This window comes from Stieleria tagensis, from assembly GCF_024129865.1.
GTDB classification, from domain to species: domain Bacteria; phylum Planctomycetota; class Planctomycetia; order Pirellulales; family Pirellulaceae; genus Stieleria; species Stieleria tagensis.
Genome location: NZ_JAMYFE010000065.1, coordinates 1 through 14,680, shown reverse-complemented (window position 1 = coordinate 14,680; position 14,680 = coordinate 1). Strand labels below are relative to the sequence as shown.

Below are 14,680 nucleotides of genomic sequence, written 5' to 3'. Positions count from 1 at the left end.
CCCAGCTCGCGTATCGTCTACCGACGAAGAGAGCAGTTTGCATCCTCGCCGAAACCGGCGGCAATCACTTGGAATCCACGAGTCCCTGCAGAGTGAACTGGGACGACATCAGAGCGTTGGATCGATTTCCGGCCGTCTGGTTTTCCTTCGGCTCTTGCATGAATTCGGGAAAGTCCAGTCCGGCAAACATCGACGTGTTGGGTGCCTTGCCCGCCTCGTCGAGAGCTTCCTGCATCGTTTGACCCCGTTTCGTCACCAACATTCCCGGCACGTTGCTGCGAGCGGTCGACCACAAAGTTTTGCCGTTCCACTCCAGTTTGACGGTCGACGTGTACTTGTTGACGATATACGAACCGGCCGCGATGTAATTCACCGCTTCCTGTTTGGGACCGCTGATCGACGCCACGATTTTAATGGGGGAGGATTCCTTGAGCTGATACCCCGAGGCTGCCACCGACTTTTCGAGTCCCTGCTTCGCAGTCTGCTGATACTGCCCACTGACGCCGGAGACGTCAATCGAAACCGCGACACCCGGATGAAGCAGGAACAGCGAGGGATCTTTCTGGGCCGTCTCCAGGATTTCTTCGGCGGCGGGATGTGGAAATTTGGCCGGCACCAATACGCCACCAGCATTGGTTTGGACCGCGATGAAAGACATTCCACCGATCGATTCAATTTGCGACGCTCCGCTGTACTCACAGACCTGGATCTTGCTCTCCAGATCCACCAACAATCGGTTGTTCAGCAGCGCGAATCGTTCATCGGGATAGCTCAGTGCGTCCGTCGCGACGGGGCCTCCCGGCAAACTGAATTCGAACGACCATTGCCCTGTCTTGATATCCATGACGCGAATGTCTGCAATCGACGTCAACAAGATTCGGTTGCCGCTCGGGCTCCAAGCTACCCGGCACCATCCCGTTGGTGTGTTGGCAGCCAGCGCAGTGCTTCCGAGGATCTCGGCTGTTTCGGGGTTCAACACCATCAGTGTTTTCTCGTCGAACAAAGCCAATAAGCTGCGGTCGACTGACAATTTCATCGCAAAATTACGTTCGCTCAACCGGGCGTGCCAAATCGGCTTGCGATTGGACAGATCCCACAGAACGAGGTGCCCCTTGTCGCTGATTGTCAGCACACGGCTACCGTCGAGCACTTCGGCGGCGTACACCTCGGCGTCGGCACGTCCGCGGTCTTTGTCATTCGGATAGGGAGTCCAACTTGCCGAACGCACAATCGTTTTGCCGTCAAATCGCCACAGTTGCAACTCGCTTTTCGTTTCATAACCACTCCGCTGGTCACCGCACCCCACCATCAAAACGGAGCTGCCATTGTCGAGCAACGCCAGCGGCCGCATGTGTCCTTCCACCGGGTTGCTGTGGATTGATTTTCCTGTGACGAGGTCGACGAGCGACAATCGGCTTTGTGGTTTGGGAACACCGAAGGAAACCGTATTGCCGACCGCGGCCCGTCTGGATTTGACATTGATCGCCAGCGGTTGCAGATTCTCGTGAAACGTCGACTTTTTCGGCAGCGCTGCTCGTTTGGGTTCGAATCCCAAGCTGCCATCCGTATCGGGGACTTGCCATTGCACGCCAGCCAGCGAACTGAACTGATTGGCGTCGTCCCAGTTGACTGGTTTAGGCGTCGCCCAAAGCGCCGCATCCACTCCGGCACCTGACGCCGATGGGCTGCCGGCGGATTCAGTGGTCGGCGATTCACTTTCGACCATTTGAAATGGATTCTCGCCGCCGTTCAAAAACTCTTGATCAGGCTTGCTGAGTCGAGTGATCGGGATGCGAATCGTTTTACCGTCAGTATTCTTGATCATCGCGTTTCCGTCGCTGACCTCCAAGAGAGTACCGGTGATCTTGAAACGACCGGTAGAGTCCGTCCACTCACGAGTGGATTCTTGGGAATAGGAGGGCGTTGCGGCCAAGCACGCGCAGCAGTTGACGACAATCAGAACGAGAAGCGACTCTATTGTTACTTTGATCATTGCAACGGACCTGAGGAACGATGAGAAAACGAGAAGGAAATTATACTGTTCCGTTTTGAAACAAGATTCAATCACTCAAGAACGGAGAGTTCTGTCTCTAGCCATCCATCACGCCAAACCTGCCGAAGTCATCGACCTCAGACCACTGTGCGACCAGATCGCCAGCACCAAAACTTACACCATCTTCAAAACCGATGCGATGCAAGCGGTCCGTCTAGTGCTGCCGGCAGGAAAGCAGGTTGCCGAGCACGCGCAGGTTGCCGAGCACACTGCGCCCGGCGAAATCACCGTTCAGTGTTTGCAAGGTCAGGTCAATTTTTCAGTCGGAGAAACCTCCCATGTGCTCAGCGGCGGGGAAAATCGTTTAGGCTTAGCAAGTAGTGGTGGTGTGGTTCAAAATTCCGCGCCCTGTTGCGACAGACAAAGGCCCTTTCAAACCAGGGGTCCCTTTCGGCAACCTGAACGATCTGAGGTGCGATGTGAGTGAGTCGGAATCATCACCGAATGAAACTGCGGAACAGGAAATCGCCCGTTTTTCGGACTCGGTGGCTCGCATCCGCGGCTGGCTGGAGCAAACCGTTGTCGGCCAAAGCGACACCTTGGACCAATTGATGCTGTGCGCACTGACCGGTTCCCACGCGTTGCTGGTCGGTGCCCCCGGGCTGGCCAAAACGCTGATGGTCAAAGCCATGGCGCAGGCGTTTGGGTGGAAGTATTCACGGATCCAGTTCACACCGGATCTGATGCCGACCGACATCACCGGTTATGAATTGCTGGGACGAAATGCCGACGGCGGCCCCGAGATGGTGTTCCGCCCCGGGCCGGTGTTTGCCAATTTGATCTTGGCGGACGAAATCAACCGGGCCGCTCCGAAAACGCAGTCGGCATTGCTCGAAGCAATGGGGGAGCGACATGTCACCGTCGGCGGTCAAACCTATCCGCTTGAGCCACCGTTCTTGGTCGTTGCCACACAGAATCCGATTGAACAGGAAGGCACCTACCCGTTGCCGGAAGCTCAATTGGATCGATTCATGATGGAGATCCATGTCGGCTATCCATCGCCAACACAGGAACGTGAGATCGTGATGAAAACGACCTCGGCGGATTTAACGCTGGCATCGGGAGACATGTCGGCAGAGGAGTTTCTGGCGCTGCGAAAAATCATTCAACAGATTCCGGTTCCCGATCACGTGGTGGACTTTGCCGTGGCGCTGTGCGGTTGTAGTCGTCCGCACGACCCCCGCGCTGCGGAGCCGGCCAAAGCGTATCTGTCGTACGGTGCCGGGCCGCGCGGTTCACAAAACTTGGTGATGGCCGCCAAGGCTCGGGCCATCATGGACGAACGTCCCGCACCAACCGTCAAGGATGTCGTGGCGGTTGCGTTACCGGTCTTGCGACACCGCTTGATCATCAATCACCGCGCCCTCGGTGATGGCGTCAGTAGCGACCAAATCATCGACGACCTGTTGAAACTGTGTCTAACCAATCGCACTTGGTGGCAGACCAGCGCCTAGCACGTCAACGATCCGGACCACGATGTCGTCTCAAAAAAGCGAAACGTCACATTACTTGGACACCGCCTCGATGCTGGGGCTGGAAACGATGCGGTTTTCGACCAAGCGCCGGATCGAGGGCACGTTCAGTGGTCGACACGTCGCGCGTCGCCAAGGCGGCGCGGGCCAATACATCGATTCTCGCGAATATTCTCCGGGTGATGACCTGCGGCGTCTGGATTGGCCGGCCATGGGACGCACCGGTCGCGCCTATGTACGGCTGTATCAAGACGAAACCAATCTGTCCTGTCTGTTGACGATCGATGCCAGTGGTTCAATGTACTTTGGCGCGCGATCAAAGTTTGATGACCGGGGTTCAAAATTGGAGTGGACGAAATACTTTGCCACCGCGATGACACACCTGATCGCACTCGGGCGTGACCAAGTCGGAATGTCCGTTGCGGCCGAGCATGGTCTGCAATTTATCGCGCCGGCCGCCGCGCCACGTCAGATCCGAATCCTGCAGCACGAGATCGCCGGGTTGGTGGCATCAGGACGCACCCAGTTAGGCGAATCATTGGACGATAGTTTTCTAAGGATGCGCCGTCGTGGGGTGATGATGGTGATCAGTGACTTTTTGGTGCAACCGCTGGATGATGTGCTGCGGGGGATGCGCAAGTTTCGCGCCCGAGGCTGGGAGACAATTGCGGTGCATCTCGTGCACCCCGACGAAGAAGTGTTGCCAAAGGGGGTGGCGTTTCGATTCAGTGGCATGGAAGGGGAGCCAAACGTCGATTGCCGTCCGGGCGACATCCGCAATGTCTACCAACAACGATTCAGTCAGCATTGTGCTCATGTCCGCGACGGATTGTTGGGCGCCGGTTGCGACTATCGCCGATTTAGCACTGCGACACCTTATTTGGATGCGGTCCGCCAGTTCCTCGTTCCCAGGCGGGGATAAATGAGTTTCTTAAATCCGCTGGCGATTTTGATCGGTGCCGTGGGGCTTAGCCTGCCGCTGGTGGTTCATTGGCTGACAAAACCTCGCCCAACACCGCTGCCGCTGTCGACGATCTGGTTTGTGCATGAGGCGATCCGGCAACGCCGCAGCCGACATCGATTGCGTGATCTACTGGTTTTGCTTCTGCGAATGTTGGCGATTGCGTTGATCGCATTGGCGATCGCAAGACCGATGATGCGGCGAGATGTCGTGATCGACACCAGCAATTCACAAATCAACGTCGCCCGTGTCTTGATCGTCGATGTCAGTCAGAGTATGGCTGCCGGACGCGGCGGTCGTCAGCCGCTGGAACGCGCCCGCAGCATCGCTGACAAATACATCTCGTCCGACCAGGACTTGGTCGTTGGCGTGGTGTTCGCAGCGGCGCGACCCGAAGTCGTCTTTCAACAACTATCGTCCAATTTCTCCGCACTCCGGCAATCCATCCGCAACGTCGCCACGCTGCCTCAGTCGGCTGATGCGATGGCGGCGATCAATCAGGCGGCGGTGTGGTTGGGCGAGACCGACGATCAGATGAAGCGTGAACTGGTCGTCATCAGTGACTTTCAACGCAGTGACTGGGGTGCCGTCCGTTTCGATGCGCTGCCGTCGGACACCAAAATTCAATTGGAATCGGTCGCGCTTACCGGGCCCGACAACTTGGCGGTATTGGCGGTGCGAACGCCGGACCGAATTTCCGCCGGCGAGCCATTTCAATGCGAAGTCGAACTGGGAAATTTCAGCGCTCTGGAACGGCCGATTCGTTGTCGTTTAAAGCTAGGCCAATTGAACAAAACCATCGAAAAAACATTGCCGCCGGGGCAGTCGACGGTCACATTTCCAGTCGAAATTGCATCGACGGGCTGGCAGTCCGGAAGCGTCGAATTGGATTCCGCCGCAGACGATTTGCCCGCCGATGATATCCGCCCCTTGGCGATCGAAGTTTCTCCGGCGGCGAAGGTCATTTTGTTGTCCGGCCAGAACCCGCAAGCCAGACCATCGTCGAGTTATTATCTGACGCGAGCGATTCAACAAATCAGTGGTGATCTCGCAGACGCGAGAATGTCTCCGCAAAAATTTAGTCTGGACCGTGCTCGCTCGGCCGACGCCCTGGTGCTGGATCATCCCGGCCGACTCGAACGCGGGTTGCTGAAACGTTTGGCCGACTTGATGCGGCGTGGCACGGGGATGATCTATTTCGTTTCTGAATTGGCCGACGGCGTGAATCTGAGTGGGCTGCAACAGGAACTGGGGGCCGGGATGCAGATGCCGGTGCGGTTCGTCCCGCCGGCTCGTGGGCGACCACGACGGGATCTGGCCATTGCGGAAATCAGCCGCCGGGAACGCCCCTTTGAAGTGTTCGGCGATGCGTTGGATCTGGCGCTGGCGCCGCTGCGTTTTGGCGGTGGGTTGGCAACGGAACTAACCGACCAGTCGCTGCAGGATCGAATCCTCGGTTCGTTGACCGATCAAAGTGCGTGGTTGACGATGACCGATTGCGGTGGCGGACGGCTGGCGATCGTCAATGCGGATTTGGAGCAATCCAATCTGGCGGTCCAACCGGCGTTTTTGCCGCTCGTTGGCGAACTGGTTGGATCTGTTTTGCCTGCCGGGGGCAGCGGTAGCGAAACGACCTGCGGATTGCCGATGGTTCGTTTATTGCCCAGCGACATCAGCATTGAAGACGACATCGTCGCGCGGCCGGACGAAGATTGGCCGACGATCGCCAGCGGCTACGGATCCTGGGAAGCCTCCGGTTCAGGAATGGTTTGGAATTGGGCGGCGCCACCGGAACGTGGCGTTTACGAAGCCGTCTTGGACGGTCGACCGCGATTCAAGGTGGCTGTGACCACGCCGGCCAGCGAAAGTGACTTGAGCTCGCTGCAATCGGGCAGTCTGATCGCTCAAGGCCAATCGAAAGATCGGATCGGATTTCGTGACACTGGTGACCAGCGTGAGAATAAAGATCGTTGGTGGAATTGGTTGCTGGTTGCCTGTGTGCTGGGACTGGTTTGCGAAATCTGCACGCTCAGGATCTTTCGCACATGATTGTGTTTGAACCCCAGATCCCGTGGAGTTTGTGGGTCGCGTTGGTGGTCGCGGCGCTGGCCGGTTGGCTGTGGTACGCGCTGGCGCGCGACACTGGACTAACGGCGCTGCGTCGAACGATCTTGTTGGCGATGATGGCGTTTGCACTTGCCGCACCACTGGTGATGCTACTGAATCCGACTTGGGTGGAACCGATTGTTCCCCCCAGCGGAAAACCGCTGATCACGGTCTTGGTCGACGCAACGCAGAGCATGCTGGTCGACGATTGCGATGACCAAACACGCTGGAAGCAGGCGTTGCAGGCGGCCGAGCAAGTGCGCTCCAGCGCTGGCGAAAAATACGACGTCAGCATCGTTCGTTTCGGGCAGGTCACTCGGACGCTGAAGCTCGATGAGGGGCAAACCGAACCGGACGGCAGCAACACGAATTTGGCGGCCGTGCTGCGCCAAGCGATCGCCGTTGGTCGACCACAGGGACACGCAATCGCATTGCTAAGTGACGGGGCGCACAATGTCGGATCGGCGTTGTCGGTGACTGCCACCGCCGACGCCGCTCGTGCCGTCGACGTGCCAATTTACACCAGTGTCTTTGGCGGCAGCATCGGTGCATCAAATCTAGCGATCTCCGCTCGGAACCCACAATTGATGACGTTTCCCGATCGCAGCGTCGCCGTCAATTTGCAATTGTCGGGGCGCGGTTTCGGTGGCCGATTGGTCACCGTCGGGCTGTACGACGATGGCCAGTCCATCGCGGCAAAACGTGTGCGGCTTCAACCGGATGGGCCGACCGAGGTTCAATTTGAACTGCGTCCGGACACCGCGGGGCTGTATCGCTATGTCGCCACGGTCGATGCACTGGACGGTGAAGTCACCGCGGCGGACAACACGGCCAGTTTACAATTGCAGGTGATTGATGAACCCATTGGCGTGCTGTTGTTGGAGGGGAAGCCGTACTGGGACACCAAATTTCTGGCGGCCAACCTGGCCGCCGATCCGTCGATCGAATTGACCAGTTTAATTCGGATTCGCGACGACCGATTGATGCGCCGCACCGATTTGGCCTCGATGGGTGCAGACCCGATCGACACGCCAGACCAACCAAATTCCGTTTGGCAAATCGTTGATTCGAATACCAGCGACTGGAATGACCCCCAAAAACTGAAACAGTACCGTGTGATCGTGTTGGGCCGATCCATCGAAGTATTCTTGGATGATGAATCGATCGAGCGGTTGCGACATTGGATCAGCTTTGACGGTGGAGCACTTGTCTGTGCACGCGGGGAACCGACCAGCCAAATTGAGCGGCGGCTCAGTCAATTGTTGCCGGTGCGATGGAATGGCGTCGGCGAAGTCCATGCCCGCGGCCAGTTGACATCGCTGGGGCGATCGGCCGCCTTGGTCGGCGAGGATTCCGCTGGCATTGATCCGATCACTGCGCTGCCGAGTCTGGCAATCGCATCTAAACCCAAAACCACACTCGGCTTGCCCCAGGTGTTGGTGCAAAGTGTGCTGGACGACAGCGGCCAAACGGTGCCGATCGTATCGCACCAACCGTTCGGCAGTGGGCAAAGCGTGGTTGTCGAAGGCGCCGGGATGTGGCGTTGGGCGTTCTTGCCGCCCGATCAAGCCGATGCAGAAAAAGTGTACGCCGGGCTATGGCAAGGATTGATGCAGTGGTTGATCTCGCAGCAGGATTTGTTGCCGGGGCAACAATTGGCGCTGCGCAGCGACCGGCTGAACTATGTGACCGGTGACGATGTCACTGGGACCGTGTTGGTCAGCGATCAAGAGCGAACGGAGGTCCCGGATTGTTTGGTCGAAGGCGGCGATCTGGAATTGCCGCGTCGCGCCGCACCGGTTGCTCAAGCCGACCAGCCGGGTGTCTTTCGATTGAATTTTGGTCCGCTGCCGCCCGGTCACTACGTCGCGACCTTGCAATCGCCCGCCGAAAATGGGCAGACGGCAGATGGATTGGTGACCGAATTTGACGTCCGCGACCCCTGGTTCGAACGCTTGCAAGTCGACTCGCGACCGGGGCTGATGCGGCAAATCTCCGAACGCAGCGGTGGAAAAGTGCTGCCGCCTGACCAGATCGGCACTGTCGCCAGCGATCACCAGCAACATCTGCGGCACAGTCGCCCCGAACGCAATCGAAAGATTCCGCTGTGGGATCGCAGCTGGGTTTTACTGAGTGTCTTGGCCGGCTGGACGGTATGCTGGATAGCACGGCGCCAAAGCGGATTGATCTAACAGATTTTGATTTGAGATGACCCACCGGAACCGAAAGCCATGAGCACCAGCGACGATTTGGAGCGGACAAAGGTTCGTTACGCGATGGCGTTGCATCCGATCCGTCAGCGCGCGCTGCTGGTCGGATTGTTGACGGCGCTGGCAATCGGATTCTTGTTGGTGCTGGTTTGCTTGGTCGCCGGAATGTGGGTCGATCTGACATTTCCGTTACCAGTTGCTGTCCGTCGATTGGTGTTGCCGGCAGCCGGACTGGGGGCCATCGCAACGATCATTCTGCTGATGCGCCACAGTCGAGCGGCTCGATCGGATCAAGAAATCACACGTCAGATCGACGAAGTCAGCCAGGCCAATGGCAAAGTCATGGCGGGCTACGATTTGCTGCACCGCTCGGCGGACGATGCCACCGGAGCAGGCGAAAACGTGAATCCGTTTTCACAAGCGCTTTCGGCTCTGGCGGCGCGGCAAGCCGAACAGGTTTGTCAGAGAGTGGATGCCGTCGAAGTCGTTTCAGCGGCGCCGGCAAAACAGTGGTGGGTCAAAGCGATGATTGCAATCGCTGCCATTGCATTGGTGGCATTGATCGTGCCCAGAATGGCTTGGACCCAGGCGCAGCGAATTCTGATCCCCATGGAATCGCAGTTGCCCTATTCACCGACTTCGCTATCGGTCCAACCGGGAGACACCGAGGTGTTGTTCGGCGCTGATTTAGAAGTCACTGCCACGATCGATGGACCGTTGGTGGACGATTTGGAATTGGTGCTTCGCTACGACGATCAATCCCAAGAAACGTTGCCGTTGTTGGCTGAAACCGATCGCCAGTGGCGGACCTATTTGACGCGTCTCACCCAGCCGGCGGACTATTTCGTTCGCGCTCGTCAAACCCGCAGCGAGTCCCACCGCCTAGGGATCCGCATGACTCCACAAATCACTTCGGCCAATTGCATCGTGACGCCCCCGACCTACACCCGACGGGCTCGCTATGAAGGACCGATCCCGGAGCGTGGATTGGTCGGTCTGGAGGGGACCAAAGTGCAAGTCGCGATGACCAGCAACCGGCCACTGGCATCGGGACAATTGCGATTGCAGTATGGCGACGCAAACGAGTCTGTCACACTTTCGGTGCCGACCGAACAAAGCGAAAACAGCAACCAATCCGTACAAGGCGAGTTCTTGATCTCGCGCAGCGGACACTTTTCGATGTCACTGGTCGATGTTGATGGAACGCCATCGGGTGAGTCGGTTGAAGGCACGATCACCGTCTTGGAGGACCAGAAACCGGTGGTGCGGATGCTGGAACCCAAACCGATCTCGCTGGCTACACCCGACATTGAATTGCCGATCGTGGTGGTCGCCGAAGATGACTACGGGATCTCGAGAATCGAATTGTTTCGCGGTTTGAATCAGTCACCGGAAATCGGCACAACGATGGAATTGGTTTCAGACGATGCCTCCGCGCGGACCACGACATCGCTTCCCCTGTCGGCCTATGGTTTGCAGCCCGGTGACGAGATCACGTTGTTTGCCCGTGTCGAAGACAATGACCCCTCGGGGGTCAAAGGCGCAGAGAGTCCGGTTGCAACGGTGCGAATCATCTCGCGAGAACAATTGGCGGAACTGGAACTTTCACGGCGTGGCATGGAAGCAGTGCTCAGTAAACAGCGACAGGCCCAACGACTGCTGGCGGGCTTGCAAGAGAAAATGAAATCAGCCGAGAAAGACCTGGCAGCGGTACAGCAGGCAACCGCTGATGCCGCTAAATCATTGCGTCAGGCTGCCGACGTTGAACTGCCGGTCGATTTAGACCGCGGGTTAAATGAACAGCTGAAACAGATGGCCGACAAACTGGATCAGCTGGCCGAACGAATGAAGCAACTGCAACAACAGACTCAGCCCGATGGCAAGCTGTCCGAACAGCAGCGACAGGAGCTCGACGAAATCCTGCAGCAAATCGATCAAACGAAGCAACAGCATCAGACATCAGCGATGAATCCGACCGAGCGGATGAGCAAGATTCTGCCGCTGGCGGCTGACCAACAACGCTACGTCCAACTGACCCGCCGTCAACGGAGCCTGGCAGAACGTCTGGACGCGCTCGAATCAGCCGATGCGCATGATCCCGCCGCGAAACGTCGCGCCGATGAACTGCGGCGCGAGCAACAACAGATGCAGGTCGCCCTCAGCCAATTATTGGAAGACATTCAATCGCATGTCGATCAACTACCGGCAGATCCCGAACTGGATCCATTGCGGCAAACGGCCAGTGAGTTTGTCAGCCAAGTTCGCGCCAGCCAGGCGGACCCGGCGATGACCCAAACCCAGCAGGGATTGCTGGACGACCAGCCCGGTGAAGCGTCGACCGCCGCGGCGCAGGCAGCCCAGATCTTGGAGAGCTTTTTGGGTCAGTGCAGTTCGATGGGCGACCAAGCGTGCAAGAATTGTAACGCTTCTTTCAACCCGTCCGCCGGTTCCCCCAAACCCGGCAATTCCATTGAACAGTTACTCCGCCAAATGGGGTTGGGCGAGGGGCAAAGCGGGATGAAACCCGGTATGGGACCAGCAATGGCACCGGGCGGAGGCTATGCGATGCCGCAAAACACCATGGAAAACATTGGACTCTACGGCGGCTTGCCCACCGTAGAGTCGAAACCGCGACGTGGCAACGGTGACAAGTCCGATGGCGGATTTTCCACGTTTGAACAAGGCGGGACGGCGAAATCGAACCAAGCTGGAACGGTTGCCCCGGCAGCGGCCAGCGCCCGAGGTGATGGCGCAGCGGTCGTGCCGGCACCGTATCGTAAACAAGTGTCAGACTACTTTCGTGGCATCGCCGAAGAACTAGGAGACCTATGATGAAGCGATTTACGAGCGTTGCGTTGAGCATCGTGATGATCACGATCACGTCAACGCACCTGATTGCCCAAGACAATGTGTCGGGGATTGCCGCAACCAACGTGATTGCCGATCCCGCGCAGATTGGTGGAGAATCTGAAGGCACGGTGCAAGTCGCCCAGTTGATCTACGCGACCGACAAGACCAGTGAATGTTTTTCGGATCACTTTTTGACCCGCGCCGAAACCGACTCGGCGATCACAACCAGTCGTCGCCTGCACACGGTCAAATTGGAATCCAGTGAGATCTATCACTTTCCCTTGTTGATCATGACCGGTGAAGGAAAGTTCACGCTGACGGAATCGGAGCGCAAGAACCTGCGAACGTTCATCGAAAAAGGCGGATTCTTGTTGGCGTCGGCGGGATGTTCGTCGACCGAATGGGACGCGTCGTTTCGCCGAGAAATGAGCAAGGCCTTTGCGGAAATTAAAATGGAACCGCTAACGATGGAACACTTGATTTTTCACACCGTCTATGACATCGAACGACTGACCGCCAAGAACGCCGCGATCAAACCGCTCGAAGGCATCCATTTCGGCAATCGATTGGGGGTGCTGTACAGTCAAGACGGATTGAACGACACCTCGCACACCGAAGGCTGCTGTTGTTGTGGCGGGAACGAAATCACCAACTCGGAAATGGTGAACGTCAACGTGTTGGTCTATTCGCTGTTGCACTAATCGATCATAGCGCCGTGTCGGCATTCAACTCCTCTCGGATCATCGTCTGTCTTGGCCTGCTGCTGTTCGCTGCAGGCTGTGATCGCAGTCCGCAACCCCAACCGTTGACGGTGTTCATCAGTGGTGACACCGCGGGCTGGATCACTCCCTGCGGCTGCACGTCCAACCAGTCCGGCGGCCTTTCTCGGCGGGACACGTTGATCACCCAAGCTGCCGCCCGCGGCCCTGTCTTGGTCTTGGACGTCGGGGGTGCCGTCGCAAATCACTCTCGCTATGACTGGGTCAAACTGCAAGCCATTTTGCGTGGTCAACAGACCATGCAGTTAGACGCATTCAACCTAGGTGGGCCCGAGTCACATTTTGCGGCCAGCGACCTAAAACGCTTGCAGTCCGAATCAAAACTTCCGTTGATCAGTGCCAATTTGCGAGATGAATCCGGCCAGTCGCTCGCTCCGCCCTACAGATCGATCGAGCGCGGGGGGCAAACGGTTGCCGTCATCGGCGTCATTGATCCGGAACTCGTCGCGGATCCGTTGACAGCCGGCGATCCCTACCAGAGCATCGTTTCCCAGTTGCCACGGATCACCGCCGACCGCGTGATCGTTTTGGCCTACATGGATCAGTCCAAACTGAAAGCGTTGGCGCAGAAACTGCCGGACGTTGATGCGGTGATTGGAGGGCCAACCGGACAGGTCGTGCCGCCGGCAATGGTCGGCCATGTGCTGGTCAGTAGCAGCACTAACAAGGGAAAGTTCTTGCTGCAGATGAAACTCCGTCCTGGACATCAAGTGGACGCCCAGGTTGTCGAGGTCAGTAGTGAAATTGCGCTTTCGGAACGCCAAGAAGAAAATGTGCAAGCGTTTTATGCAACGCTAGGACGCCATGATTTTGCCCCCACCGACACCCACTTTGTTGCACGTCGGATTGTGACCACGGACCAGCCGACCATTGCCGGGAACGAGACTTGTCGATCATGTCACCAAGTCGACGATGCGCTGTGGCACAAATCCAAGCACTCACACGCTTGGTCATCGCTGCAATTGACCGGCGCGCAAGTCGATCCCGCTTGCCAACGCTGTCACACGACCGGCTATGGCATCCAGGATGGGTTCGTCAACATCGCAACGTCCGAATCACGGCAAAACGTCGGCTGTGAAAACTGTCACGGTCCATCGGCCAATCATGTTGCCGACCCGAGGATCAAAACGCCATTTGTCGCCAAAGAGCAATGCATCAGTTGCCATGATCACGAGAACAGCCCTGAATTCAATTATGACATCTATTGGTCCAAGATCCTGCACGGCAAAGATCCCAGTGCTCCGCTGATCCAAACAGCAGCAGACTGACGGTTGGTCATGTGATCGACAGAAAGCTTCTTGCTGCGGAACGAGAAACTCCTCCAACATTTGAAATCGGCATTTCCATGAACCGTCATCCCTTCGCCAGACTGTCCCAAATTCCTTCGCGGCCACTGCTGCAGACTGTCAGGCGATTGATACTGATGGTGTTGCTCGCGAACTTGCAGATCCAGCTGGTTGCCGGTCAGGACGCACCGGCTGATCCGGACCAGACAGCTGCCAGCGATGACGTGCAAGACGGTGCCGTTGCGATTGAGTCATCGTCTGTGTGGAATCACACGTTGGACGATGCCATCACGGCGGCTGGTGAAGCGGATCAACCGATCTTTGTGATCGTCGGAGCGCCGTGGTGCGTGTTCTGTAAAAAGATGGAACAGGAATTTGATCAAAACGCCGTGGACGCAATCGCCAAACACTGGGTGCTGGCAAAGATCGACGCCGACGATCAAGCTGCCGATGCACGTGAATTGCGTGCCAGCGGATTGCCATCGCTACGGCTGCTGTCTCAAGACGGCATCATTGCGTTTTCGCACGACGGCTACATGGACCAGAAATCGCTGCAGCAATGGTTGGGTGAAAACATCGACGCCGTCAAACACAACGTTCCGAAATTGTTGGCGATGTCACCCACAGAATTTAGCGACGAACAAGTCGACGAATTGATTGGGTTTTTAGCAACACGCGACGTCACGTCTCGGCGGATCATCATCGATCGGCTATCCAAGATCCCACAGCGCTGTGCGCCGCAGACGGTGCAGCTGTTGGCATCGGAGCGACTGGCCAATCAACTGTCTGCTCTGCAACTACTCAAACGTTGGCAAGCCCCCGTCGAGGGACTGGATCCTTGGATCCCCGGTTCAATCGACGCCAAAACGATCGCCGAACTCACTCAATGGCAACAAACAACCTTTGCCAAGTAGTCCAGGTGAAACATAGCCCGACGCGTCAGTATTGAAGTTGCGCTTATGC

General features: G+C 57.2%; 9 protein-coding genes. 8 read left to right on the top strand and 1 reads right to left on the bottom strand.

Annotated features, from left to right (window positions below):
- Nucleotides 1-64: 64 nt before the first annotated feature.
- A complete protein-coding gene (locus NHH03_RS15975; RefSeq protein WP_253157922.1) occupies nucleotides 65-1,993 on the bottom strand; it encodes an SHD1 domain-containing protein in 1,929 nt (642 codons plus the stop codon).
- 479 nt (nucleotides 1,994-2,472) lie between these two features.
- Here NHH03_RS15975 and NHH03_RS15970 point away from each other — a divergent pair, with 479 nt between their 5' ends.
- From NHH03_RS15970 to NHH03_RS15935, 8 genes are all read left to right on the top strand, one after another.
- Nucleotides 2,473-3,507, top strand: a complete 1,035-nt coding sequence (locus NHH03_RS15970; protein ID WP_253157921.1) for an AAA family ATPase — start codon at nucleotides 2,473-2,475, stop codon at nucleotides 3,505-3,507.
- 22 nt (nucleotides 3,508-3,529) lie between these two features.
- The gene (locus tag NHH03_RS15965) at nucleotides 3,530-4,447 is read left to right on the top strand and encodes a DUF58 domain-containing protein (RefSeq protein WP_253157919.1); all 918 of its coding nucleotides are present in this window, start codon (nucleotides 3,530-3,532) and stop codon (nucleotides 4,445-4,447) included.
- The gene (locus NHH03_RS15960) at nucleotides 4,448-6,535 is read left to right on the top strand and encodes a vWA domain-containing protein (protein WP_253157918.1); all 2,088 of its coding nucleotides are present in this window, start codon (nucleotides 4,448-4,450) and stop codon (nucleotides 6,533-6,535) included.
- Nucleotides 6,532-8,784, top strand: coding sequence for a vWA domain-containing protein (locus NHH03_RS15955; RefSeq protein ID WP_253157916.1), 2,253 nt, complete (start codon nucleotides 6,532-6,534; stop codon nucleotides 8,782-8,784). The genes NHH03_RS15960 and NHH03_RS15955 overlap by 4 nt, the downstream gene beginning before the upstream one ends.
- 39 nt (nucleotides 8,785-8,823) lie before the next feature.
- Nucleotides 8,824-11,634, top strand: coding sequence for a hypothetical protein (locus tag NHH03_RS15950; RefSeq protein ID WP_253157914.1), 2,811 nt, complete (start codon nucleotides 8,824-8,826; stop codon nucleotides 11,632-11,634).
- The gene (locus NHH03_RS15945; RefSeq protein WP_253157912.1) at nucleotides 11,631-12,353 is read left to right on the top strand and encodes a DUF4159 domain-containing protein; all 723 of its coding nucleotides are present in this window, start codon (nucleotides 11,631-11,633) and stop codon (nucleotides 12,351-12,353) included. Before NHH03_RS15950 ends, NHH03_RS15945 begins: the two co-directional genes overlap by 4 nt.
- A gap of 14 nt (nucleotides 12,354-12,367) precedes the next feature.
- On the top strand, nucleotides 12,368-13,699 hold the full coding sequence (locus NHH03_RS28195; RefSeq protein ID WP_253157910.1) for a multiheme c-type cytochrome: 1,332 nt from the start codon (nucleotides 12,368-12,370) through the stop codon (nucleotides 13,697-13,699).
- Between the two features lie 155 nt (nucleotides 13,700-13,854).
- The gene (locus tag NHH03_RS15935) at nucleotides 13,855-14,631 is read left to right on the top strand and encodes a thioredoxin family protein (protein ID WP_253157909.1); all 777 of its coding nucleotides are present in this window, start codon (nucleotides 13,855-13,857) and stop codon (nucleotides 14,629-14,631) included.
- The last annotated feature ends 49 nt before the right edge of the window (nucleotides 14,632-14,680 follow it).

What these genes read in the sequence shown, in the direction of transcription:
- NHH03_RS15975 (WP_253157922.1), bottom strand. Translation starts at nt 1,993, where the DNA reads ATGATCAAAGTAACAATAGAGTCGCTTCTCGTTCTGATTGTCGTCAAC.
- NHH03_RS15965 (WP_253157919.1), top strand. Translation starts at nt 3,530, where the DNA reads ATGTCGTCTCAAAAAAGCGAAACGTCACATTACTTGGACACCGCCTCG.
- NHH03_RS15960 (WP_253157918.1), top strand. Translation starts at nt 4,448, where the DNA reads ATGAGTTTCTTAAATCCGCTGGCGATTTTGATCGGTGCCGTGGGGCTT.
- NHH03_RS15955 (WP_253157916.1), top strand. Translation starts at nt 6,532, where the DNA reads ATGATTGTGTTTGAACCCCAGATCCCGTGGAGTTTGTGGGTCGCGTTG.
- NHH03_RS15950 (WP_253157914.1), top strand. Translation starts at nt 8,824, where the DNA reads ATGAGCACCAGCGACGATTTGGAGCGGACAAAGGTTCGTTACGCGATG.
- NHH03_RS15945 (WP_253157912.1), top strand. Translation starts at nt 11,631, where the DNA reads ATGATGAAGCGATTTACGAGCGTTGCGTTGAGCATCGTGATGATCACG.
- NHH03_RS15935 (WP_253157909.1), top strand. Translation starts at nt 13,855, where the DNA reads ATGGTGTTGCTCGCGAACTTGCAGATCCAGCTGGTTGCCGGTCAGGAC.